Genomic DNA, 21,299 nt, shown 5'->3' on the forward strand with positions numbered 1-21,299 from the left:
GCGACCGAGGGGGGAGGTCCGCGAGAACGCCTCGGGCGCTTATTTCAGTACTTGATTTAAGGCAGGGTACGAGGGGTCGTCAAGAAGCTGGTATGGACCAAAGTTGACCAGATTCATGGCCGCCGCACCTCCATATGAACGCAGACCCTCCACAACCGGGCGGCGGGACGACGCGCCCACGGTTGACTTGACCTGCACATGACCGACACTGTGTGTTCACACGGGGCCAGGGGCCCTGTGGAAGGCTCCCGCTCAACCAAGACGTCACGACCGCCACGGCGCCCGTCCCCCACCCTGTGGCCGTGCGCCTGGCGGTCCCGCCGGAGAGGACAGCTCCCCCCATGTCCCGTCGCCACCGTCCCACCGGACGCCTGCTGCTGGCCCTCGGTGCCGCCACCGCGGTGCTCGCCACCACCGCGGCCGCCGCACCGGCCGCACCGCCGTCCGCGTCTGTGAGCTCCGCCCCGGCCGGCGCCGTCGCCGCGCTCGACGACACGTACTACCAGAGCGCGCTCGGCAAGACCGGCCCCGCCCTGAAGTCGGCCCTGCACACGATCATCAGGACCCAGACGAAGATCTCGTACGCGCAGGTCTGGGAGGCGCTCAAGAACACCGACCAGGACCCCGCGAACAGTTCGAACGTGATCCTGCTGTACAGCGGCCGGTCCCAGTCGAAGTCCAGCAACGGCGGCAACTCGGGGCAGTGGAACCGCGAGCACGTATGGGCCCAGTCCCACGGCGACTTCGGCACCGCCGCCGGACCCGGCACCGACCTCCACCATCTGCGGCCGGAGGATGTCGGCGTCAACGGGATCCGCGGCAACAAGGACTTCGACCGGGGCGGCAGCGCCGTCTCCGGCGCCCCGGGCAACTACACCGACTCCGACTCCTACGAGCCGCGCAACGCGGTCAAGGGCGATGTCGCCCGGATGATCCTCTATATGGCCGTGCGGTACGAGGGCGGCGACTCCTGGCCCGACCTCGAACCCAACGAGCGGGTCAACAACGGTTCCACGCCCGCGATGGGGAAGCTCTCCGTACTGAAGGCGTGGAGCCAGCAGGACCCGCCGGACACCTTCGAGAAGCGCCGCAACGAGGTCATATACAGCACGTACCAGCGCAACCGCAACCCGTTCATCGACCACCCCGAATGGGTCGAGGCCATCTGGTGAGCGCGGCGCGGCTGCCCGTACCTGATCCCCGCCGGTGCCAGACTGTGCCGCGTTAACTCCAAGCGCCCCCACGGGGAATGCTGGCCGGAGCCCCCGGGGACGCGCTTCCCCCGGGGGCTCCGGCTTGCCCGGACCGCCGGCCGGTGTTCCCACTCCTGGACAGGTGTCTATACTTCCTGGACACATGTCCATTCTTGTTCCGAGTACGGGGGACCCGCTCATGCGGACAGCCGCGCACGTCCTGGTCGGCCTGGTCGCCGCCTTCCATGTCTATGTCATGGTCCTGGAGATGTTCCTGTGGGAGCGGAAACAGGGGCGCGCCCTCTCCGGGTTCGACGCCGGCCTGGCCCGCGCGACCGCGCCGCTCGCCGCCAACCAGGGGCTCTACAACGGATTTCTCGCCGCCGGGCTGTTCTGGGGACTGATCGCCGGCGATCCAACCGGCTACCGGGTCCAGATCTTCTTCCTGATATGCGTGGTCGTCGCCGGGGTGTTCGGCGGGATCACCTCGAACCGACGCATCCTGTTCGTCCAGGCGCTGCCCGGCGCGATCACCCTGACCGCGGTCCTGGCGGCGGGATGACCGGAGTACCGCCGGGCGGACCCCCTCCGACGGCTCCCGGCGGTGCCGCGGGTGATCCCCGTACGGCCAGGACCCGGGCCAGACTGCGGCGGGCACTGCTCGACGAGTGCGCGGAACGGCCGCTCGAAGAGGTCGGTGTGGCCGCCCTGGTGCGCCGCGCCGGAATGGGCCGGGCCACGTTCTATCTGCACTACCCGGACCTCCAGGCACTGGCCGTGGACGCCTGCGCGGAGGTGGTACGGAACGCGGTCGACGCCCTGCACGCCTGGCGGGGCGCCCCGGATCCACACGTTCCGCCACCGCCCCTCGTCCCGTTCTTCGCCGCTCTCATCCCGCACGCCGCGCTCTACCGGACCCTGCTGCGCCCGGGAGGCGGCGGCCCGCTCGGCGAGCTGCTCCACCGGGAGCTGCGCGAACGCAGCCGCGCGGAGCGGGCCCTGGCCGGGGCGCCCGCTCCGGAGCTGATCGCCTCCGCGGTGGCCGCCACCTTCGCCGGGGTGCTGGCGGACTGGCTGCACGGTCTGATCGAGGACTCGCCGGAGGGCATCGCGGCCCGGGTCTGGCGGCTGCTGGTGGCCCTCCACCGGCTTCCCGTCATCTGAGGGCGCGGCCGTACGCGGCGCTCCGGCGAGCCCGCGGCATATGCCAGAAGCACCACCGGATCGAGTGTTGCCAAACGCCTTACGGCCCCGGGGCGCCTGTGCGAGAGTTCATAACGGTCCATCAGCCGGACCCGACAGTGCCGCGCCCGTATCGGAGTACGAGATGCCGTCCCCTCTGTTCGCGGACCGTCCCGCCCCCCAGCCTCCCGAGCGAGGGACGGTGGAAGCGCTCATCACCCAGACCCGCAGACTGCGCGGAGACGTGGACGCGGTACGCCAGGACACCGCGGTGGACGACGACGACACGGTGTGGCGCTGGCAGCGGGCCCTCTGCGACCTGGCGGTCCATCAACTGGACGACCTGGGCGCTCACTTGGAGGAGCTCAAGGCGGGGCGTCCGGACGGCCCAGCCCCGGCGGAACCGGCGCGGGAACAGCGCCACGCGCCCGCTCACCGGCCGGAGACGCGGGACGGTACCGGCTCGGCGCCCGGCGGGATCGGCAGCGCCGAGTGGGATCTGCTCACCGACGAGGTGAGCTGGTCGGACGAGCTGTACGAGATCTTCGGCAGGGCGCCGGAGAGCGGGCCCCTGTCACTGGACGAGCTGCCGTCCTTCGTGTTCGCGGACGATCAGGCCCTGCTCACCGCGATGGTGACGGGCTGTCTGATCGACGGCAGGCCCATCGACGGCGAGTTCCGTGTCGTCAGGCCCGACGGCCGGGTGCGTACGCTGCACATGACGGGCGAGCCGGTCCTCGACGCCGACGGCTGCACCGCCTCCATGTGGGCGGTCCTGCGTGACATCAGCGAACTGCGCCGCAGCGAACGGGCGGTGCGCGACAGCCGGGACTCGCTCCGGCGCGAAGAGCACATCGCGCAGACCGAGCGACGGCTCGTGGGCGAGTTGCGGGAGGCCGTCCTGCCGTCCTGGCGCGGCTCCGCACAGCTCGCACGGAGCGGTCCCGTCCCGCTCGACGTGGCCGCGCGCCGACTGCCGTCCGCGGGGAACCCGCAGGCCGGCCGGGACTGGTACGACGCCCTCGAACTGCCCGACGGCGACACGCTGTTGACCGTGGGAGAGCTGACCGGCCAGGGCATGGCCGCCGCCTCCGCCATGGCGATGACCCTGGGAGCGGTGCGGGGCATGGCCGTGGCGGGCATCGAGCCCGGCGCCCTGCTGGGCCATCTCAACCAGCTCTTCGACACCTCCGAACGGCCCGCGCTGGGCAGCGTGCTCTGTTCCCGCTACCACCCGGAGACCCGGACGTTCGCATGGGCACAGGCGGGACACCCCGCCCCGCTGCTGTTCCGCGACGGGACGGGGCGTGTCCTGACTCCGCCGGACGGCGTCCTGCTCGGGGCGACCTCGGGGGCCGCGTACGAGCAGGCCGACGTCCGGCTCCGGCCCGGAGACCTGCTGGTGCTGTACACCGACGGGCTGACGCGCGACGGCGGCGCCACCGGGACGGCGCGGGACCGGCTCCTGGCACTGGCGCCCCGGCTCGCCGGAAACCTCACCGCGGCGGAGTGCGCCAGGACGGTCGTCGAGGAGTTCGGCGGGACCGAGCGCGCGGACGACGCCTGTGTGCTGGCCGCCAGGGTCGGCGGCTGAGCCCGCCGGGCGGACACGGCCTGACGTAACCCTGGGGTCTTTCGTCCGGATCTTGCCGGGCTCGCGAGATCCAAACGAAAGACCCTAGACGCCGACGCTCCCCGTCGCCCTTCGGGCGGGATTCCTGGGCAGGGCCGACTCGATCTCCTGGCGCAGATCCTCGATCTTCCGGTAGCCCGCGTACTGGCCGGTGAGCCGGTACATCTCACGCAGCCGGTCCCAGGTGCGGTGCGACGAGGTCTCCCCCATCGACATCAGCGCGAGACGCGCGTAACGGTCCGCCTGCTCCGGGTCGTCCGCGATGAAGCACGCGGACGCCAGCGACAGATAGTCGAAGATCTTGGACCGCTGCCGGCCGCCCCCCCGCAGCTCCAGCGCCTTCTTGGCGTGCCTCTGCGCGATGCTCGCCGCCGCCGGTTCATGGTCGGCGAGCGTACGGAAGGCCAGCGCCTCCATCCCGTGCAGATCGGCCTCGTCGAACATCTGCATCCAGCAGGGCGGCGGCACATCCCCCTTGTCGGAGACGAAGAGTTCCTCCGCCTCGCCCAGGGTGCGGCGCATGGCCTGGCCACGGCCCATGGACGCCTGTGCCCATGCCTCGATCGTGCGCAGCATGGCGCGCGTACGGGGCAGATTCTCCCCGCCGGAGCCGGACTTGGCGAGCTTCATCAGATCGAGTGCCTCGTCGGGCCGGCCGAGATGGACCATCTGCCGGGCCGCCCTGGACAGGGCCTCGCCCGCGCGGGGCCGGTCGCCGCCCTCGCGCGCCGCGTGGGTGGCGATGACGAAGTACTTCTGGGCCGTGGGTTCCAGGCCCACGTCGTGGGACATCCACCCGGCGAGCACGGCGAGGTTGGCGGCGACGCCCCACAGGCGCCGCTGGAGATGGTCGGGGTGCCGGTAGGCGAGCATGCCGCCCACTTCGTTGAGCTGGCCCACCACCGCCTTGCGCTGGAGCCCGCCGCCACGGGCGGCGTCCCAGGCGCGGAACACCTCGACGGAGTGCTCCAGCGCGTCGATCTCCTGCGACCCGATGGGGGCGGCCTCGTAACGGTCGAATCCCGCGGGGTCCGCGTGCAGGGGATCGTCGAGCCGGGGGGCGTCCGACGAGAGTGCGGGGTCGGAGTGCAGCCAGTCGTGCATGGCGCTGGTGAGTGCGGAGCCTGCGGTGAGCGCGGCACCCGCGCCCACCAAGCCGCGACGGTTGAGCATGAGGTCCATTCCCGTGAATTCGGTGAGGACCGCCGCCGTCCGGTCGGGCGCCCACGGGAGACCGTCGGGGTTGTCGGCTTTCCCGGCGTTCCCTCGTTTCCCCGCGCGTCCGTTCCGTACGAACCCGAGGTCCTCGATGGTCACGACACGACCGAGCCGCTCGGTGAACAGGGCCGCCAGCACCCTCGGTACGGGGTCGCGCGGGGTCTCCCCCATGTCGATCCAGCGCCTCACCCGCGAGGTGTCGGTGGCCAGCTGGGGGTGGCCCATGGCCGCCGCCTGCCGGTTCACCAGCCGCGCGAGTTCGCCCTTGGACCAGCCGGCCAGGCCGAACAGATCCGACAGACGGGTGTTGGGTTCTCCGCTCACGTCAAGCCCCCAGGTTCTCGGCTGACTTGACATTAGCCCGCCGCCAGATGCATGGCGACTATTCGCCAGGGTTCGCCAGGGTTCGCCAGATGGTGTGCCACCCGCACTCGGGTGTCAGGTAGGAAAGCGCCACCCCGCCCCGGCGGCAGGACGTACTCCCCAGGGTGCCGAAAGGCCGCCGGGGCGGGACGGCGCACGCAATTCGTCGGCACACGAAGGGATCTGTATCGCCCATGTACACAGCATCGTCCTCCGTGTCCGCCCCGCCCCGGTCGCAGCGGACGGTCGTGCCTGGTAGCGGACCGTATCTCGACCCCACCCATGTCGGGCGGACTCGGATCAGGACGGGGACCGGCGCCCAACCGCTCAGCGGGAGACTCGACTTGTCCGGCCCCCAGGGCGCGCAGTTGCGGATGGCCATCGCGTCGGTGCACCGGATCTGTCCGGAGTTCAAGCCGGTGCAGGTGCTGCGCCGCAGCGGCCGTTCGGTACTGCTCGTCGGAACCACCGGCCGTACCACCGCGGTCGCCAAGTGTTTACTGGACCACTCTCCGGTGTGGACCGAGCGGTTCCGGCACGAAATAGCTGCCTATCGCTCGTTCGTACGGCACCGGCCTCCGGTGCGGGTGCCCCGGCTCGTCGCCGCGGACCCCGACAACTGCACCCTGGTGGTCGAGCGGATGCCCGGCCGGGCCGCGGCGCTGACCCGCCATCCGGTGGACGCGCCGCCGAGGGCCGATGTACGGGCCGCGCTCGGCGCGATCGCCCGGCTGAACACCTGGCGGCCGCCGTCCGGACTCTTCGACGCGCCGCTCGACTACGCGTCCCGGATCGCCCGTTACCACGAGCTGGGTCTGTTCACGGACCGCGATCTGGGCGATCTCCAGAAGCTGCTGCACGGTCTGGCGGCCGGCCGGCAGGCGATGGGCCAGTTCTGTCACGGCGACGCCCTGCTCTCCAACATCCTGCTGTCACCGGCGGGTCCGGTGCTCGTCGACTGGGAGCACGCGGGCTGGTACCTGCCGGGGTACGACCTGGCCACGCTGTGGGCGGTGCTCGGGGACGCTCCGGCGGCGCGCCGCCAGATCAGCCAGCTCGCCCAGGTCAAGGGCCCCGCGGAGCGGGACGCGTTCCTGGTCAATCTGATGCTGGTGCTGACCCGGGAGATCCGGATGTACGAGACGGCGGTGCAGCGCGCCATGCACGAGGCACCGGAGCCCGGCGCGGGCTCGTCCCCGTCCCCCTCCTCGTCGCCCGTCCGGGGAGCCTCCGGGTCCGCGTCGGCCCCGAGCGGTCCGTCCACCGGTGAGGAGCAGCGGCTGCTGCTGCGCCGGCTGCACGACGACTGCGCGATGGCGCGGCGCGCGGTACGCGCCGCGGTCGGTACCCGCTGACGCGTTCCACCGACCGGAGGAAGAGAACCGCGTCGCGTGCCCCGTGCCGACACACGGGGCGCGTGCCGCGTCGACGTGCTCCGCCACGGGGCGCCCGGCGTCCCGGCTGTCACCGCACTCCCGCGTCCGGCCCCCAACGGGGCCCCGGACAGCGGGCTTTATTTTTTCATTGGTTCACTCCACTGACGCGCCGCAGGCCGGGACACCACCGCCGCGAAACTCCGTGAAACCCGCGCTGACGTGGGAAATCGCCTCTGTGGCGGATGATTGACGGATCGTCCGGGAGCCGATACCTCTGGTGTCGCCCCCGCCCGGCAGACCCTTCGCGTATCACCCGTCACTGGAGGCTGCATTGCAAGGTTCCGTCCCCCCACACCCGAGGTCCCGCCGTGGGCGTGCGCTGCGAGCGGGGGGCGTCGTGGCCTCCGCCGCCCTGCTGCTGCCCCTGGTCTCGGCCGCTCCCTCCGCCACCGCGGAACACCCCCCCGCCGATGCCCTCCAGCGCGCGTTCGCCGACGCCTCCGCGCGGTACCGGGTGCCGCAGAGCGTGCTGCTCGGGGTCTCGTATCTCCAGTCGCGGTGGGACACGCACGGCGGGGCGCCCAGCGTCACCGGCGGTTACGGTCCGATGCATCTCACCGACGCCAGGGGCGCGATCGCCGACGCGCGGCGCCATCCCGCGCAGCACCACTCGGAGGGCACGGAGGACCCGCGCGGGGACACCTCCCGTCCGGCGCGGGCGGTGCGCACGGTCTCCGCGGCCGCCGGGGCGGCGCTGCCGAAGGCGTCCGAGCTGCCGGCGCGCCTGCGCACCCTGGACCGCGCCGCCGCGCTGACCGGGCTGGCCGCGGAGGAGCTGCGGGAGAGCCCGGCCGCCAATGTCCGGGGCGGCGCCGCGCTGCTGGCCGCCGCCCAGCGCGAGCTGGGCGGACCGCTGAGCACCGATCCCGCCGACTGGTACGGAGCCGTCGCCCGGTTCTCCGGTGCCGACGACTCCGCGACCGCCACCGCGTACGCCGACGATGTGTACGCGGTGATCAGGGAGGGCGAGCACCGTACGACGGACAGCGGCCAGCGGGTGGCGCTGCGCGCGGTCCCGAAGGTCTCCCCCGACACCTCGCGGACCGCGCGGCTCGCCCTGCGCACCGTCCCGGCGGAGCAGACGGAGTGTCCCGCCACGGTGGCCTGCGAGTGGCTGCCCGCGGCGTACGCGGAGTTCGGCGACAAGGACTACGGCAACCACGACAAGGCCGACCGGCCCGCGTCGCAGTCGATCGACTACATCGTCATCCATGACACCGAGGGCTCCTGGGAGACCACCCTCAAGCTCATCAAGAACCCGGACTATGTGTCGTGGAACTACACGCTGCGCTCGTCCGACGGGCACATCGCCCAGCATGTGGCGACGAAGGATGTGGCCTGGCACGCCGGCAACTGGTACGTCAACAGCAAGTCGGTGGGGCTGGAGCACGAGGGTTTCCTCGCCGCGCCCGACGCCTGGTACACGGAGGCGATGTACCGCACCTCGGCGCGGCTGGTGCGGTATCTGGCGGACAGGTTCGACGTCCCGTTGAACCGGCAGCACATCCTGGGGCACGACACCGTGCCGGGCACGACGACCGCGTCGATCCCCGACATGCACACGGACCCGGGCCCGTACTGGGACTGGGCGCACTACTTCCGGCTGCTCGGCAAGCCGTTCGAGGCGACCGCGGGAGCGAACGCCGAGGTGGTGACGGTCAGGCCCGACTACGCGTCGCACAAGCCGGTGTACACCGGGTGCGAGAAACCGGGCGAGGCATGTGCCCCGCACGGCTCGGGAGCCGTACGGCTGCACACCGCGCCGGACGAGAGCGCGCCGCTCGTGAAGGACATCGGGCTGCGTCCCGAGGGTGACGACACCACGATCGACGTCAACGATCTGGGGGCCCGTGCCTCGACCGGCCAGCAGTACGCGGTCGCCGGGCGCCAGGGCGAGTGGACGGCGATCTGGTATCTGGGCCAGAAGGCCTGGTTCCACAATCCCCGTACGCGGCCGACGGCGGTGAGTGCCAGGGCGGCGGTCCTGACGCCGAAGCCCGGGGTGGCCGAGGTGCCGGTGTACGGGCGGGCCTATCCGGAGCCCGCGGCGTATCCGGCCGGGATTCCGGTCCAGACGGTCTCCCCGCTGCCGTACAAGGTGCTCGCCGGCCAGCGGTACGTGGTGGGCGACAAGGTGCCGGGCGAGTACTACTACGCGCCGACGTTCGAGACCGCCGGACATCAGGTGGTGCGCGACCAGGAGATGTACTACCAGATCCAGTACGGGCACCGGATCGGTTATGTGAAGGCGTCCGACGTCGAGGTACGGGCGGGTCGCCGCTGACCGACGGCGCACGGGCCGCACCGCGCGGCGTACGGGACGCGGCGTACGGGACGCGGGACCCGGCGGGTGCCACCGGCCACGGAGGGGCCGGTGGCACCCGCCGTACGTATGCCGGCGGTGCGCGGCGGTGTGCGCGCACCGCGGTGTGGTGTGTGACGGCGGCCCGGTGTGCGCGCACCGCGGTGTTCTGTGTACCGGCCCGGTGTGCGGGTGCCGGCCGTGGGGTCAGAAGCGCAGGACCGCGGCGACCCTGTCGTGCGCGGCGAGCGTGCCGTCGGGGAGGAACACCACCTCGGCTCCCCCGTCGAGCGCCGTCTCCACCAGTTCGTCGACGATGTCGTCGCGTATGCCGTCGTGCCCGAGGCCCGTGGCCCCGGGTGCGTCGTCGAGGGGCACGAGATGGCCGTCCCGGACCCCGGCCGTACGGTGGAAGTGATCTTCGAGCGCGACCAGCTCGGCCCGCCTCTCGCCCACCGACTCCCAGACCTCGTCCAGTCCCGCGGCGAAGGTGCGCCGCCCCCTGGCCTCGTCCAGCCGGGTCAGTGCCCCCTCCCGCTCCCGGCGCGCGTATTCCTCCGCCACCGGCCGGAGTTCCTTGCGCAGCACCGGCGCGGGCCCGTCCACCAGACCGCCCTTGACCAGCCTGCCGGCGGCCGAGCGGGTGGCGTTGCCCGCCTCCTCCAGCAGGGCCAGCGCGGGGGCGAGACCCACGAGAAACAGCGGCCTCGGGCGGGAGGCCAGGACCGCGCCCGCGGCCTCGTCCACCGACCTCAGGAACTTGCGTGTCTCCTCGTCGGTGAAGGTGCTGGGCCGGTCACCGATCCGCTCCTCACGTTCGACGTCCCAGCTCTCCTCGGGCGGCGACATGGGGAAGCCGTCCCCGCGGTGTTCACGCAGCGACTCGCCGGACCCGGTCCACAGCGTGGCGCGGTCGGCCGCGACGCCGAGCGCCCAGTACGGGCGTGACTGCTCGGTGGCGGCGACCAGGTTCCGGGTGACATAGCTGTCGCCGAGGACGACACGCTCGGGCACCTCGCGCGGCAGGTACCAGATCCGGTGCTCCTGGCTGTCCGCGAGGAGCAGCAGCCCGTCGAGCGTATGGCGCAGATCGACCTCGGCGACGGCCCGGTCGAGCCGGCCCTTGACCATGGCGTGTGCCCGCTTGTCCACATCCGGGTCGGCCTCCAGCCGGCGGTCCGCCTCGGTGAGGAGATTGCGCAGCCGTACGGCGTCCTGCTCGGCGCGGGGATCGCGGCGGTCGGTGGGCATCGTCAGGGACACGGCCGGATGGGGGCGCGGGCGGCGCAGCTCGCGCAGGATCTCCGGCGTCAGACCGTTGCTGTCCATGCTGACCCCTCGCCTCGCTCGACGAAGGTCCGGCGAGGGCGGACAGCCGCGTGCCGGCCTCCGTGCGTCTCTCCATCGTGCGGGACGCGGCCCGGTTTCGCGCGAGGTACGGGCCCGTCGGCACGGGGCCCCGCCCCGCGGTGTGCGGGGCGGGGCCGGGGACCCGGGAGTGTCCGGGTACCGGTACCACCGGGCCGCGGGACCGGCCCGGTGGTACCGGCGTCTGAGCGCCGCGCACGCCAGGCCCCGCTGACAGGCCTGCGACACCCGGCACGGGCGCTGCCTAGGACGTGGCGCGGAAGACGTAGGTCTGTCCGGCGATGGCCCGGAACCGGCGCTCGCCGCCGGCCAGCAGGGTGCTGCGCAGTGTCAGATCGCCCGTGCGGCTCGCCCGGAGGGTGATCCGTGTCGCCAGGCCGCCCGACCACTCGATGTCCAGCGTGGCGCCGCCGCGCGCCCGCAGCCCCGTCACCCGGCCGGCGGGCCAGGAGGCGGGCAGCGCGGGCAGCACCTCGATCGGTCCGTGCTGGCTCTGGAGCAGCATCTCGGCGATCCCGGACGTGGCGCCGAAGTTGCCGTCGATCTGGAACGGCGGATGGGTGTCCCAGAGGTTGGGCAGGGTGGAGCTCTTGAGCTGCTCGGAGAGCATCTTGTGGGCGTGATCGCCGTCCAGCAGCCGCGCCCAGAAGTTGATCTTCCATGCCTTGCTCCAGCCGGTGCCACCGTCGCCGCGCGCGGTCAGCGAGACCTTGGCGGCCTCCGCCCACGCGGTGCCCGCCTGGATCTGCCGCCCCGGGTGGAGGGCGTAGAGGTGCGAGACATGGCGGTGGTCGTCCGTCCGGCTGTCGAGATCGGTCTTCCACTCCTGGAGCTGGCCCCATGAGCCGACGCGCAGTCCGGGGTCGAGCTTTCCGAGGGCCGTTTCCAGCCGGGTACGGAAGGCGGGGGCGTCCCCCAGGGTGCGCGCCGCCTCCAGGGTGTTGGTGAACAGATCGAAGACGATCTGCTGCGACATGGCCGCGCCCACCGTGAAGTCGCCGTGCTCCGGCGAGTAGCTCGGCGTGACGACGAGCTGTCCGTCACGCGGGTCGGTCCGGAGATTGGCGAGCCAGAACTCCGCGGCCTCCTTCATCACCGGATAGGCGGTGGTGCGCAGATAGGTGGTGGAGCCGTTGAAACGGTAGTGGTCGTAGAGCTGCTGGGTGAGCCAGGCGGCGGCCTCCGGGAACCAGAAGGAGGTCGCCCAGTTGTGGACCCCGGTGAAGCCGTACGGGTTGGTCTCGTTCTGTACGACCCAGCCTGCCGAGCCGAAGATCTCCCGCGCGCTCACCCGCCCGGGGGCCCGCATCGCTTCGACATAGCGGTCGTAGGGAGCGGTGGTCTCGGCGAGATTGGTGACCTCGGCGAGCCAGTAGTTCATCTGGAGGTTGATATTGACGTGGTAGTCCGCCGACCAGGGCGGGTTGGTGACGTTGTTCCACACGCCCTGGAGGTTCGCGGGCAGCGAGCCGGGGCGTGAGGAGGCGATGAGCAGATAGCGGCCGTACTGGAAGAAGAGCGCTTCGAGCGCCCGGTCGGCGGCGCCGGTGCCCCCGGTGTACCCCGTCAGCAACTGGTCGGTGGGCAGGTCCGGGAGCCGCTGGCCGATGTCGAGCGTGACGCGGTCGAAGAGCGCGCGGTGGTCGCGTACGTGGTCGGTGCGCAGGGCGTCGTACGAGCGGCGGGCGGCGGCGTCGACCGCCCTGGTGACGGCCGTGTGCGGGTCGGCGCCCCGGTAGCGCGGATAGGTGTCGGCGTAGTCGGTGCCGGCGGCCAGGACGAACCAGGCGCTGTTGGCGCCGCTGACCGTGAGGGTGCCGTCGGCGCCCGCGGTGACCCGGCCGCCGACGGTGCGTACCCGGATCTGGGCCTCGAACCGCAGCCCGTTGTCCTGGAGCGTGCCCCGCACCGTGAGCCGGTCACCGCTCGCGGTGGCCGTGAAGTCGTCGCGGGGCGAGGTGTAGCGCAGGGTGAAGCCGGTCTTCCCCGGCTGGTCGGCGGAGAACCGGCCCGCGATCACCTTGCCCGGGAAGGAGGCGAAGAACTCCCGTGTGTACGTGGCCCCTTGGTGGGTGTACGAGACGCTCGCGAGGGCGGTGCCGAGGTCGAGCGAACGGCGGTACGAGGCATCGGGCGCGGTCGGTGCGCCGGGGACGGCCAGTTCCAGGTCGCCGAGTACCTGGTAGGCGCCGAAGCCGTGCTTGGGCTGGCCGAGTTCGGCGGCGACGGTCTCCGGGGTGAGCTTGCCCTCGGTGTCCAGGCGCTGCTGGACGGAGGCGAGCGCGTCGGGCCGGGGCTCGGTCCAGTTGCCGTGGTCGTATCCGCCGGCGGCCCCGGGACCGCCGGTCCACAGTGTCTTCTCGTTGAGGGTGAGCCGCTCGGTGGCGAGCGTTCCGAAGACACTCGCGCCGAGCGCCCCGCTGCCGATGGGCAGCGATTCCCGCTCCCAGTCGGCTGCGGGCTTTTGATACCACAGCGTAAAATCATCGGATGTGTCACGGGCGGCTGCGGTTCCTGACAGGGCTGGAACACCCAACGTCAAGGCGCCGGTTACGCCAACTGCGGACTTGATCGTGGTTCTACGGCTGATCCCAGGCGTCATGGCCAGCACGTTAAAAGTCCGATGACTGAATTGGCAATAGACATGACAAATTCGCTTCACGGGCAGTGGTCCACCGGGGGTGCTGTCACCCCCGGGGCGCCTCGGGCCTGCCCGATCAGCGTGTGGGACCGACTCCGGCGGATCGGATCCGATCGACCGGCTCCGGCAGATCGGCTCTCACGGATCAGATCCGTCGAATCGGATCTGATCGACCGGTCCCGCCGGCTCAGCCCTGCTGGAACAGCTCCGCGGGCAGCGGCTTCAGCAGCGCGTAGAGATCGTCCGTGATCGGCCGGTCCCAGCTCGCGATGGTGACGAGGACCTGGTCGCTGCGGTCGAACTGGACACAGGAGATCCGGCTCTCCGAGAGCTTCAGACGCCGGACGATCAGCAGGTTGTCGCCCTGCATCACCGGGATGTCCTCGCTGCCGACGACCTCGACGGGCTCGTCGTTCTCCAGCGCCAGCAGAAGCTGGGCCACCTCGAACGGGACCTGTCCGTCCACCAGCTCGCGGGCCGCTGAGCCCTCGGGCAGATTTCCGATGATCATCGCGGGTCCGCGGCCGCCGAAGAGGTCGTACCGGAGGAAGACACCCTGGCAACTGCCGTCGGGGGCGGGCAGCAGACCGGCGCCCAGGTTTCCGGGCCAGTCACCCGGGTCCATGGCCAGGACATCGAAGTCCGGACCCGCGGGTGTGGCGGCGCTGCGGCGGCGGAGGAAGGACATCCCACCATGGTACGGGTTCGCGCCACTCCTCCGGATCCGGGTGGGGCCCTCCCCCAGGGGCACACGGACCGCATTCCGGACATGCGTCACCGCTCCACCGCGGAGGTGTTTCCGCACGTCGCTACCGGTGGGGCGGATGGGGCGGATGGTACGGGTGTGACGACCGGGCCCCTGGCCGGCGGCCGCCCTCCGGCCGTCGGCCGATGGCCGTCAGCCGTGGGCGAACACCCGGAGAAACGCGCGGTCTCCGGTGCGCCCGGCTCAACCACCGCCGGGCGGAGGGGAGTCGGGCACGAAAGGGCGGGGCGTCACCGTCCCCGAGCCCGAGAGAGGGACCGGCCGGCTCCCCGAGGCGCCGGCCTGCTTCCCGGCTGTGCTCCGTACCGCGCGGCGGCCCGCGCGCGGTCAGGTGAGGTCGAACTCCCCCTCGCGCGCGTTGATCACGAAGGCCCGCCACTCGGCCGGGCTGAAGATCAGCGAGGGGCTCTCGGGCCGCCCGCTGTTGCGCATGGCGATGAAGCCCTCGACGAAGGCGATCTGGACATCACCCGTGCCTTGGCTGCCCGACTGCCAGTCCGCGTTGCTCAGATCGAGTTCCGGCTTGTCCCAGCCCGAAAGCGGCTTGTGGGTGGTGATGCTGTCGGCCACGTCCTGCTCCTCCCGCTGCGTCGTCCCGGGCCAGCCTATCGACCGCCGTCGGTCCTCGACAGGCCACGGAAGAAGGACCGAGGTGCGGACGGACCGTAAGAGGAGGGACGGGGAGGGACGGGGAGGGACGGGGAGGGACGGGCAGCCACGGTTCAGGACGCGCTGAGGCGCTCCCTCAGCTCACGCTTGAGGATCTTCCCGCTGGCGTTGCGCGGGAGCGCGTCCACGAACAGGACCCGCTTCGGGACCTTGAAACCGGCCAGCTTCTCCCGGGCGTGGGCGAGGAGTTCGGCCTCGGTGATCTCACCCTTCGGGACGACGACGGCGGTGACGGCCTCGATCCAGCGTTCGTCGGGCAGCCCGACGACAGCCGTCTCCGCGACGGCCGGATGCGTGTAGAGGACGTCCTCGACCTGCCGGGAGGCGACCAGCACCCCACCGGAGTTGATGACGTCCTTCACCCGGTCGACGACCGTGTAGTAGCCCTCGGCGTCCCGGACCACGAGATCGCCCGAGCGGAACCAGCCGTCACGGAACGCCGCCGCGGTCTCCTCCGGCTTCTCCCAGTACCCGGCGCAGAGCTGCGGCGACCGGTAGACGACCTCGCCCGCCGTGCCGTCGGGCACCTCCTCGCCGTGCTCGTCCACGACCCGTGCCTCCACGAAGCGCACGGGCCTGCCGCACGAGTCCATCCTGCCCTCGTGCTCCCCGGGTCCGAGGACGGTGGCGAGCGGACCGATCTCGCTCTGGCCGAAGCAGTTGTAGAACGCGAGCGCCGGCAGCCGGGCGCGCAGCCGTTCCAGTACGGGTACGGGCATGATCGAGGCGCCGTAGTACGCCTTGCGCAGCCCGGTCAGATCCCGTACGGCGAACTCCGGGTGGTTGGCGAGCCCGATCCATACGGTGGGCGGCGCGAAGAAACTGTCCGCCCGGCCCTCACCGACGAGATCGAAGACCGTCACCGGGTCCGGTCCGTCCAGGATGGTGTTCTCCGCGCCGACCGCGAGGTACGGAAGCAGGAAGACATGGGTCTGGGCGGAGTGGTAGAGCGGCAGCGCGTGGAGGGGCCGGTCGCTCTCGCGCAGATCGAGGGCGGTGAGGGCGCTGACGTACTCATGGACCAGGGCGCGGTGCGTCATCATCGCGCCCTTGGGCAGGGCGGTGGTGCCCGAGGTGTAGAGAAGCTGCACCAGCTCGTCCGGGTCGCCGTCGCGCTCGTACGGCAGCGGTGTGCCCAGCGCGGTGAGCAGCGACTCCGCGGTCTCCCGCAGGGGCAGGACGGGGACGCCCGCCGGGATCCGGCCGGTGAGCGCGGGGTCGGCGAGCACGAGCACGCTGCCCGACTGCTCCAGGAGATAGGCGAGCTCGTCGCCGGTGAGGTGCTGATTGACCGGTACGTGCACCAGACCGGCCCGCGCGCAGGCGAGGAAGGCGATCAGATACACGTCCGAGTTGTGGCCGTAGGCGGCGACCCGGTCGCCGCGCGCCAGTCCGTGTCCGGCGAGCACGGCCGCCGCGGTGGAGACGGCCGCGTCCAGCTCCGCGTAGGTCCAGGACCTCTCCGCGTACCGTACGGCGAGCCGGTCGGGCACGCGTCGGGCGCTGCGCCGCACGACACCGTCGACGGTGCGGCCGAGGAGATCGTCGGACGAGGCCCCGGGCGGCCCGTCGGCGGGCCGGTCGGGCGGTTCCGGGAAGGCGCGGTCCTCGGCGGTCATGGCGTGATCCTCCGTGGGCTCCGCGGGGCGGGTCAATCCCCCTGCCCGTTCATGGGCTGATGGCGAGAAAGACGAACGCGGCGAAGATGCCGAGATGGATCCCGCCCTGGAGCAGGGTGGCCCGTCCCGGTGCGACGGTCAGGGCGCCCACCACCACGGTCAGCGCGAGCAGCACCATATGGGTGGAGTCCAGCCCGAGGACCAGCGGCCCCTCCAGCCAGACGGTGGCGAGGGCGATGGCCGGGATCGTGAGCCCGATGCTCGCTATGGCGGAGCCGAGCGCGAGGTTGAGGCTGGTCTGCACCCGCTCCCGGCGGGCGGCGCGTACGGCGGCGAGGGTCTCCGGCAGGAGCACCAGCAGGGCGATGACCACACCGACCACCGCCTGGGGCAGACCGGCCGACTCCACCCCCGACTCGATGGTGGGCGACACGGCCTTCGCGTCGCCGACGACGGCGACCAGCGCGACGAGGAGCAGGACGAGACTGAGGCCGGCGGCCCGGCGGCTGGGCACCGGGGCGTGCGACTCCTCGGCCCGCGGCTCACCCTCCTGGGTGACGGGCAGGAAGTAGTCGCGGTGGCGCACGGTCTGTACGGCGACGAACAGCCCGTACAGGATCAGCGAGGCGACGGCCGCGAAGCCGAGCTGCGCCGTCGAGAACTGCCGCCCCGGCTTGCTGCTGGTGAAGGTGGGGAGCACCAGGGTGAGCGTGGCCAGGGTGGCGACGGTGGCGAGCGCGGTGCCCGTGCCCTCGGGGTTGAACACGGCGATCCTGCTGCGGAGCGCCCCGACCAGCAGACAGAGTCCGAGGATGCCGTTGCAGGTGATCATGACGGCGGCGAAGACGGTGTCCCGGGCGAGCGTGGCCGACTTGGCGCCGCCGTCGAGCATGAGGGTGACGATGAGCGCCACTTCGATGACGGTGACGGCGACGGCCAGGACGAGTGAGCCGAACGGTTCGCCCACCCGGTACGCGACCACCTCGGCGTGGTGCACGGCCGCGAGCACCGCGCCCGCCAGGCAGAGGGCGACGAGGGCGACCGCGAAGCCGGGCAGGGAGCGGCCCCAGCTCAGCACCAGGGCGACCACCGCGAGCAGAGGCACCACCACGGTCCACCGGGACGCCAGTGACCTGATGGAGTCGCTCGTCGTCATGCGCCTCACGCTGCCAGAGCCGCCGGAGCCGCGCGCGGTGGGCTGCGCCGGTCGGCGTCCATGAAGCGCTCCCCGTGATGCGGCGTCAGTTCCGGCGTGGTACCGGGGTCGCGTGGGGCGGGAGGGTTGACAGCGCGCGGGTCCCGCAAGAAAGTTTCAGGAGTCGATCGAGATCCCGAAAGATACTTTCAGGGGGAGGCTTCCTGATGACGCAGGACGGTACGGGCGGCGGGATCAGCCGGCGCGGACTGGGCGGCGGGGTGCTGGCGCTCGGCGGGGCGTTCGCCCTGGCACCGGTCCCGTTCGCAGAGAGCGTCGCCCGCGCGGCGACGGCCGGACCGGGGGGCGGCGGCGCCGGCGGCCGTACGGGACACGGTCCGGGTTCCGGGCACAGGACGCTGCGGCGCGGCTCGGCCGAGCGGGCCGGTCTGCTCCCCGACGAGCTGGAGCGGCTGGTCGCCGACGCGGTGGCCTTCCTGGGCCCTTCCCCGGTCCACCCCTGGTACGCGGGCGCGGTGCTGCTCGCGGGCCGGGGCGGGACGGTGGCCCTGCACCGCCCGATCGGCAAGGCCCTGCGCTACGCGGCGTACGACGAGACGACGGACACCGGAGTCGAACTCCCCGCCGAGCGGCAGATCGCGATGGCCGAGGACACCGTCTTCGATCTCGCCTCGGTCTCCAAGCTGTTCACCTCGATCCTCGCCGTCCAGCGGATCGAGCGGGGCGAGCTGGAACTGGAGGAGAGGGTCGCGGCCTATCTGCCGGAGTTCGGGCGGGCGGGCAAGGAGGACATCACCGTGCGCCAGCTTCTGACGCACACCTCCGGCTTCCGCGCCTGGGTCCCGCTCTATACGGCACCGACCCACGAGGGCAAGCTCGAACTGCTCTGGAACGAGGCCCCGCTCCATCCGCCCGGCACGGTCTACCTCTACTCGGACCTCAATCTGATCTCGCTCCAGCTCATCCTGGAGCGGATCACCGGGCAGCCGCTGGACGTCCTGCTCCGTACCGAGATCACCGCTCCGCTCGGGATGCACCGCACGCGCTACAACCCGCCCGCCTCCTGGAAACCGAAGATCGCCGCCACCGAGGACGCGCGGCAGCCGTGGTCAGGGCTGGACCGAGGCCTGGTGCGGGGCGAGGTGCACGACGAGAACGCGTACGCGCTCGGCGGGGTCGCGGGCCACGCCGGTGTCTTCTCCTGCGCCTGGGACCTGGCGGTCCTCGCCCGTACGCTCCTCAACGGCGGCGCCTACGGCCGGGCGAGGATCCTGCGTCCGGAGTCCGTGGAGCTGATGTTCACCGACTTCAACACCGGGTTCCCCGGTGACGCCCACGGTCTGGGCTTCGAGCTGTACCAGCACTGGTACATGGGCGCCATGGCCACCCCGAGCACGGCGGGCCACACCGGGTTCACCGGCACCAGTCTGGTCCTCGATCCGACCACCGACTCGTTCCTGATCGTCCTCGGCAACTCCGTCCATCCCGTCAGAAGCTGGCGCTCCGGGAGCGCGCCGCGTGTCGCGACCGCCGACCGGATGGCCCGAGCGGTCGCCGTCCGGCCCGAGAGGGGCCGCACCGCCTGGTTCTCCGGAATGGCCGCCGCCACCACGGCCACGCTGACGCTGCCCCCGCTCAGCCCCGGCTCCGGGCACGCGCGGCTGCGCTGCTCCCTGTGGTGGGACACCGAACCCGGCTCCGACGCGCTGTTCCTGGAGGCCTCGGCGGACGGCGGCGCGAGCTGGCGGCCGGTGCCCTTCACGACCGTACGGGCCGGGGAGGAACCACAGCCCAGCCCCACCGGTTCCGCCACGGGCTGGTCGGGGCGGGTCTGGCACCGGCTGACCGCGGATCTCGCGGCCTGGCGCGGTACGGAGGTACGACTGCGCTGGCGCTATACCACGGACCGGCTCTATGTCGGACGCGGCGTGTACGTGAACGGTCTGCGGGTCGAGGACGGCGGCCGTACGCTCTTCGACGAGGCACGGCGGGAGGACGCGGCCCGTATCGCGGCGGCCGGCTGGGTGGCGTCGGAGAACTGACCCGGCCCGTCCCCGGGCCCGCTCCTCCCGGTCCGGGGACACGCCCGAGGGCACACGCGGAGGCCCGTCCCACCCACTGAAACGCCCCACCCGCGAACACGCCCGGGGGGGGCCGGCCCTCTCCCTTTCCTCCCCTCGCCCTCCCCTCCCCCGCCGCCGGTGGTCACCGGCCCAGCGCCGCCATCGCCGCGTTGTGGCCGGGCACACCGCTCACCCCGCCGCCCCGGACGGCGCCCGCGCCGCACAGCAGCACGTTCGCGTGCGCCGTCTCCACCCCCCACCGCCCGGTCTCCTCGGTGGCGTAGGGGAAGGAGAGGTCCCGGTGGAAGATATGGCCGCCGGGCAGCCGCAGGTCCCGTTCGAGATCGAGCGGGGTCTTCGCCTCGACGCAGGGGCGGCCGTCCGCGTCCACCGCGAGGCAGTCGGCGATCGGTTCCGCGAGGCGTTCGTCGAGCTGGGCGAGGGTCGCGGCGAGCAGTTCCGCGCGCACGGCGTCGTTGTCCTCGGCGAACAGCCGGGCCGGGGTGTGCAGTCCGAACAGGGTGAGGGTCTGGTAGCCCTCGGCGGCGAGCCCAGGACCGAGGATCGACGGGTCGGTCAGCGAGTGGCAGTAGATCTCGGACGGCGGTGTGCCCGGCAGCCGGCCGTCCGCCGCCTCCCGGTAGGCCGTGGCCAACTGCTCGTATCCCTCGGCGATATGGAAGGTGCCGGCGAAGGCCTCGCGCGGGTCGACGGACCGGTCGCGCAGCCGGGGCAGCCTCCGCAGCAGCATATTGACCTTGAGCTGGGCGCCCTCGGCGGCGGCCGGGGGCTCCTCGCCGAGGAGCGCGGCGAGGGCCTGGGGCGACGCGTTCACCAGGACCTGGCGGGCCGTCACCGTACCCTCGGCGTCCCCGGCGCGGAAGGAGACCTCGGCGGAGCTCCCGTCGGTGACGATCCGCGTCGCCTCGTGCCCGGTGACGATCTCCGCGCCCGCCGAGCGCGCCGCGTCGGCCAGCGCGTCGGTGAGCGCGCCCATCCCGCCCACCGGCACGTCCCAGTCCCCGGTGCCGCCGCCGATCACGTGGTAGAGGAAGCAGCGGTTCTGGACGAGTGACGGGTCGTGGGCGTCGGCGAAGGTGCCGATCAGGGCGTCGGTGAGGACCACTCCCCGGACCAGATCGTGCTGGAACCGCTCCTCGACGGCGACACCGATCGGCTCCTCGAAGAGCGTCCGCCAGGCGGTCGGGTCGTCGACCCGCGCCCGCAGTTCCTCGCGGGTGGGCAGCGGCTCGGTGAGGGTCGGGAAGACCTTCCGGGCGACCCGCCCGGTCATGCCGTAGAACTCCCGCCAGGCCGTGTACTCCGACTCACCGCCGGTCAGCGCGGCGAAGGAGGCACGGGTGCGTCCCTCACCGACCAGCAGTCCGCCGTCGCCCCGCGGGGTGTACGAGGAGACGGTCCGCTTGCGCACGGCGAAGCGCAGCCCCAGCTCGCGCACGATCTTCTCCGGCAGCAGGGAGACCAGATACGAGTAGCGGGAGAGCCTGGCGTCCACCCCGGCGAAGGGACGGCTGGAGACGGCCGCGCCCCCGGTGTTCCTGAGCCGCTCAAGCACCAGGACGGAGCGCCCGGCGCGGGCGAGATAGGCGGCGGCGACCAGACCGTTGTGGCCGCCGCCGACGATGACGGCGTCGTACGAGACATGTGCGGGCATGGCTCTTGGTAACAC

15 protein-coding genes are annotated in these 21,299 nt (G+C 72.0%); 7 read left to right on the forward strand and 8 right to left on the reverse strand.

The features are described 5' to 3' along the window. Positions 1–341 precede the first annotated feature (341 nt). The 4 genes from ACFYYH_RS24995 (at position 342) to ACFYYH_RS25010 (ending at position 3,969) form a co-directional block, all read left to right on the forward strand. A complete protein-coding gene (locus tag ACFYYH_RS24995) occupies positions 342–1,172 on the forward strand; it encodes an endonuclease I family protein (protein ID WP_388555066.1) in 831 nt (276 codons plus the stop codon). Between the two features lie 220 nt (positions 1,173–1,392). Further along, a complete protein-coding gene (locus ACFYYH_RS25000) occupies positions 1,393–1,755 on the forward strand; it encodes a DUF1304 domain-containing protein (protein ID WP_388555132.1) in 363 nt (120 codons plus the stop codon). Next, positions 1,752–2,357: a TetR family transcriptional regulator gene (locus ACFYYH_RS25005; RefSeq protein ID WP_388555068.1), complete on the forward strand. Its 606-nt coding sequence runs from the start codon at positions 1,752–1,754 to the stop codon at positions 2,355–2,357. Before ACFYYH_RS25000 ends, ACFYYH_RS25005 begins: the two co-directional genes overlap by 4 nt. Positions 2,358–2,520: 163 nt before the next feature. Next, positions 2,521–3,969, forward strand: coding sequence for a PP2C family protein-serine/threonine phosphatase (locus ACFYYH_RS25010; RefSeq protein WP_388555071.1), 1,449 nt, complete (start codon positions 2,521–2,523; stop codon positions 3,967–3,969). A gap of 84 nt (positions 3,970–4,053) precedes the next feature. Here ACFYYH_RS25010 and ACFYYH_RS25015 read toward each other — a convergent pair whose 3' ends face one another. Next, positions 4,054–5,550 carry a hypothetical protein gene (locus ACFYYH_RS25015; RefSeq protein WP_388555074.1) on the reverse strand — a complete coding sequence of 499 codons (1,497 nt, stop codon included), beginning with the start codon at positions 5,548–5,550 and terminating at the stop codon, positions 4,054–4,056. A gap of 233 nt (positions 5,551–5,783) precedes the next feature. On the opposite strand from ACFYYH_RS25015, the gene ACFYYH_RS25020 reads away from it, so the two are divergent. Together ACFYYH_RS25020 and ACFYYH_RS25025 are read left to right on the forward strand one after the other, a co-directional pair. Then, entirely contained in the window at positions 5,784–6,944 is a 1,161-nt protein-coding gene (locus ACFYYH_RS25020; protein ID WP_388555076.1) for an aminoglycoside phosphotransferase family protein, read from the forward strand. 352 nt (positions 6,945–7,296) lie between these two features. Further along, a complete protein-coding gene (locus ACFYYH_RS25025) occupies positions 7,297–9,309 on the forward strand; it encodes an N-acetylmuramoyl-L-alanine amidase (protein WP_388555079.1) in 2,013 nt (670 codons plus the stop codon). Positions 9,310–9,534: 225 nt separating this feature from the next. Here the strand turns inward: ACFYYH_RS25025 and ACFYYH_RS25030 are convergent, their stop codons facing one another. The 6 genes from ACFYYH_RS25030 to ACFYYH_RS25055 form a co-directional block, all read right to left on the reverse strand. Then, the gene (locus ACFYYH_RS25030; RefSeq protein ID WP_388555082.1) at positions 9,535–10,656 is read right to left on the reverse strand and encodes a chemotaxis protein; all 1,122 of its coding nucleotides are present in this window, start codon (positions 10,654–10,656) and stop codon (positions 9,535–9,537) included. A 283-nt stretch (positions 10,657–10,939) separates the two neighbouring features. Next, positions 10,940–13,297, reverse strand: a complete 2,358-nt coding sequence (locus ACFYYH_RS25035; protein WP_388555085.1) for a glycoside hydrolase N-terminal domain-containing protein — start codon at positions 13,295–13,297, stop codon at positions 10,940–10,942. A 226-nt stretch (positions 13,298–13,523) separates the two neighbouring features. Next, positions 13,524–14,024, reverse strand: coding sequence for a hypothetical protein (locus ACFYYH_RS25040; RefSeq protein ID WP_388555088.1), 501 nt, complete (start codon positions 14,022–14,024; stop codon positions 13,524–13,526). A gap of 405 nt (positions 14,025–14,429) precedes the next feature. Further along, entirely contained in the window at positions 14,430–14,672 is a 243-nt protein-coding gene (locus tag ACFYYH_RS25045; protein ID WP_388555090.1) for a DUF397 domain-containing protein, read from the reverse strand. A 152-nt stretch (positions 14,673–14,824) separates the two neighbouring features. Next, entirely contained in the window at positions 14,825–16,390 is a 1,566-nt protein-coding gene (locus ACFYYH_RS25050; protein WP_388555093.1) for a fatty acyl-CoA synthetase, read from the reverse strand. Between the two features lie 49 nt (positions 16,391–16,439). Further along, positions 16,440–17,546 (reverse strand): calcium:proton antiporter, encoded by a 1,107-nt coding sequence (locus ACFYYH_RS25055; protein WP_388555095.1) that lies wholly within the window; start codon positions 17,544–17,546, stop codon positions 16,440–16,442. A 206-nt stretch (positions 17,547–17,752) separates the two neighbouring features. On the opposite strand from ACFYYH_RS25055, the gene ACFYYH_RS25060 reads away from it, so the two are divergent. Beyond that, the gene (locus ACFYYH_RS25060) at positions 17,753–19,588 is read left to right on the forward strand and encodes a serine hydrolase (protein ID WP_388555098.1); all 1,836 of its coding nucleotides are present in this window, start codon (positions 17,753–17,755) and stop codon (positions 19,586–19,588) included. Between the two features lie 163 nt (positions 19,589–19,751). Here ACFYYH_RS25060 and ACFYYH_RS25065 read toward each other — a convergent pair whose 3' ends face one another. Continuing rightward, positions 19,752–21,284 (reverse strand): phytoene desaturase family protein, encoded by a 1,533-nt coding sequence (locus ACFYYH_RS25065; protein WP_388555100.1) that lies wholly within the window; start codon positions 21,282–21,284, stop codon positions 19,752–19,754. Positions 21,285–21,299 lie beyond the last annotated feature (15 nt).

The organism is Streptomyces sp. NPDC002018 (assembly GCF_042890865.1).
Lineage (GTDB): Bacteria > Actinomycetota > Actinomycetes > Streptomycetales > Streptomycetaceae > Streptomyces.

Bases quoted from the DNA above. Each gene is read 5' to 3' on its own strand.
- ACFYYH_RS25005 (WP_388555068.1), top strand. From the start codon at position 1,752: ATGACCGGAGTACCGCCGGGCGGACCCCCTCCGACGGCTCCCGGCGGT.
- ACFYYH_RS25040 (WP_388555088.1), bottom strand. From the start codon at position 14,024: ATGTCCTTCCTCCGCCGCCGCAGCGCCGCCACACCCGCGGGTCCGGAC.
- ACFYYH_RS25060 (WP_388555098.1), top strand. From the start codon at position 17,753: ATGACGCAGGACGGTACGGGCGGCGGGATCAGCCGGCGCGGACTGGGC.
- ACFYYH_RS25055 (WP_388555095.1), bottom strand. From the start codon at position 17,546: ATGACGACGAGCGACTCCATCAGGTCACTGGCGTCCCGGTGGACCGTG.
- ACFYYH_RS25050 (WP_388555093.1), bottom strand. From the start codon at position 16,390: ATGACCGCCGAGGACCGCGCCTTCCCGGAACCGCCCGACCGGCCCGCC.
- ACFYYH_RS25065 (WP_388555100.1), bottom strand. From the start codon at position 21,284: ATGCCCGCACATGTCTCGTACGACGCCGTCATCGTCGGCGGCGGCCAC.
- ACFYYH_RS24995 (WP_388555066.1), top strand. From the start codon at position 342: ATGTCCCGTCGCCACCGTCCCACCGGACGCCTGCTGCTGGCCCTCGGT.
- ACFYYH_RS25035 (WP_388555085.1), bottom strand. From the start codon at position 13,297: ATGACGCCTGGGATCAGCCGTAGAACCACGATCAAGTCCGCAGTTGGC.
- ACFYYH_RS25010 (WP_388555071.1), top strand. From the start codon at position 2,521: ATGCCGTCCCCTCTGTTCGCGGACCGTCCCGCCCCCCAGCCTCCCGAG.
- ACFYYH_RS25030 (WP_388555082.1), bottom strand. From the start codon at position 10,656: ATGGACAGCAACGGTCTGACGCCGGAGATCCTGCGCGAGCTGCGCCGC.
- ACFYYH_RS25000 (WP_388555132.1), top strand. From the start codon at position 1,393: ATGCGGACAGCCGCGCACGTCCTGGTCGGCCTGGTCGCCGCCTTCCAT.
- ACFYYH_RS25020 (WP_388555076.1), top strand. From the start codon at position 5,784: ATGTACACAGCATCGTCCTCCGTGTCCGCCCCGCCCCGGTCGCAGCGG.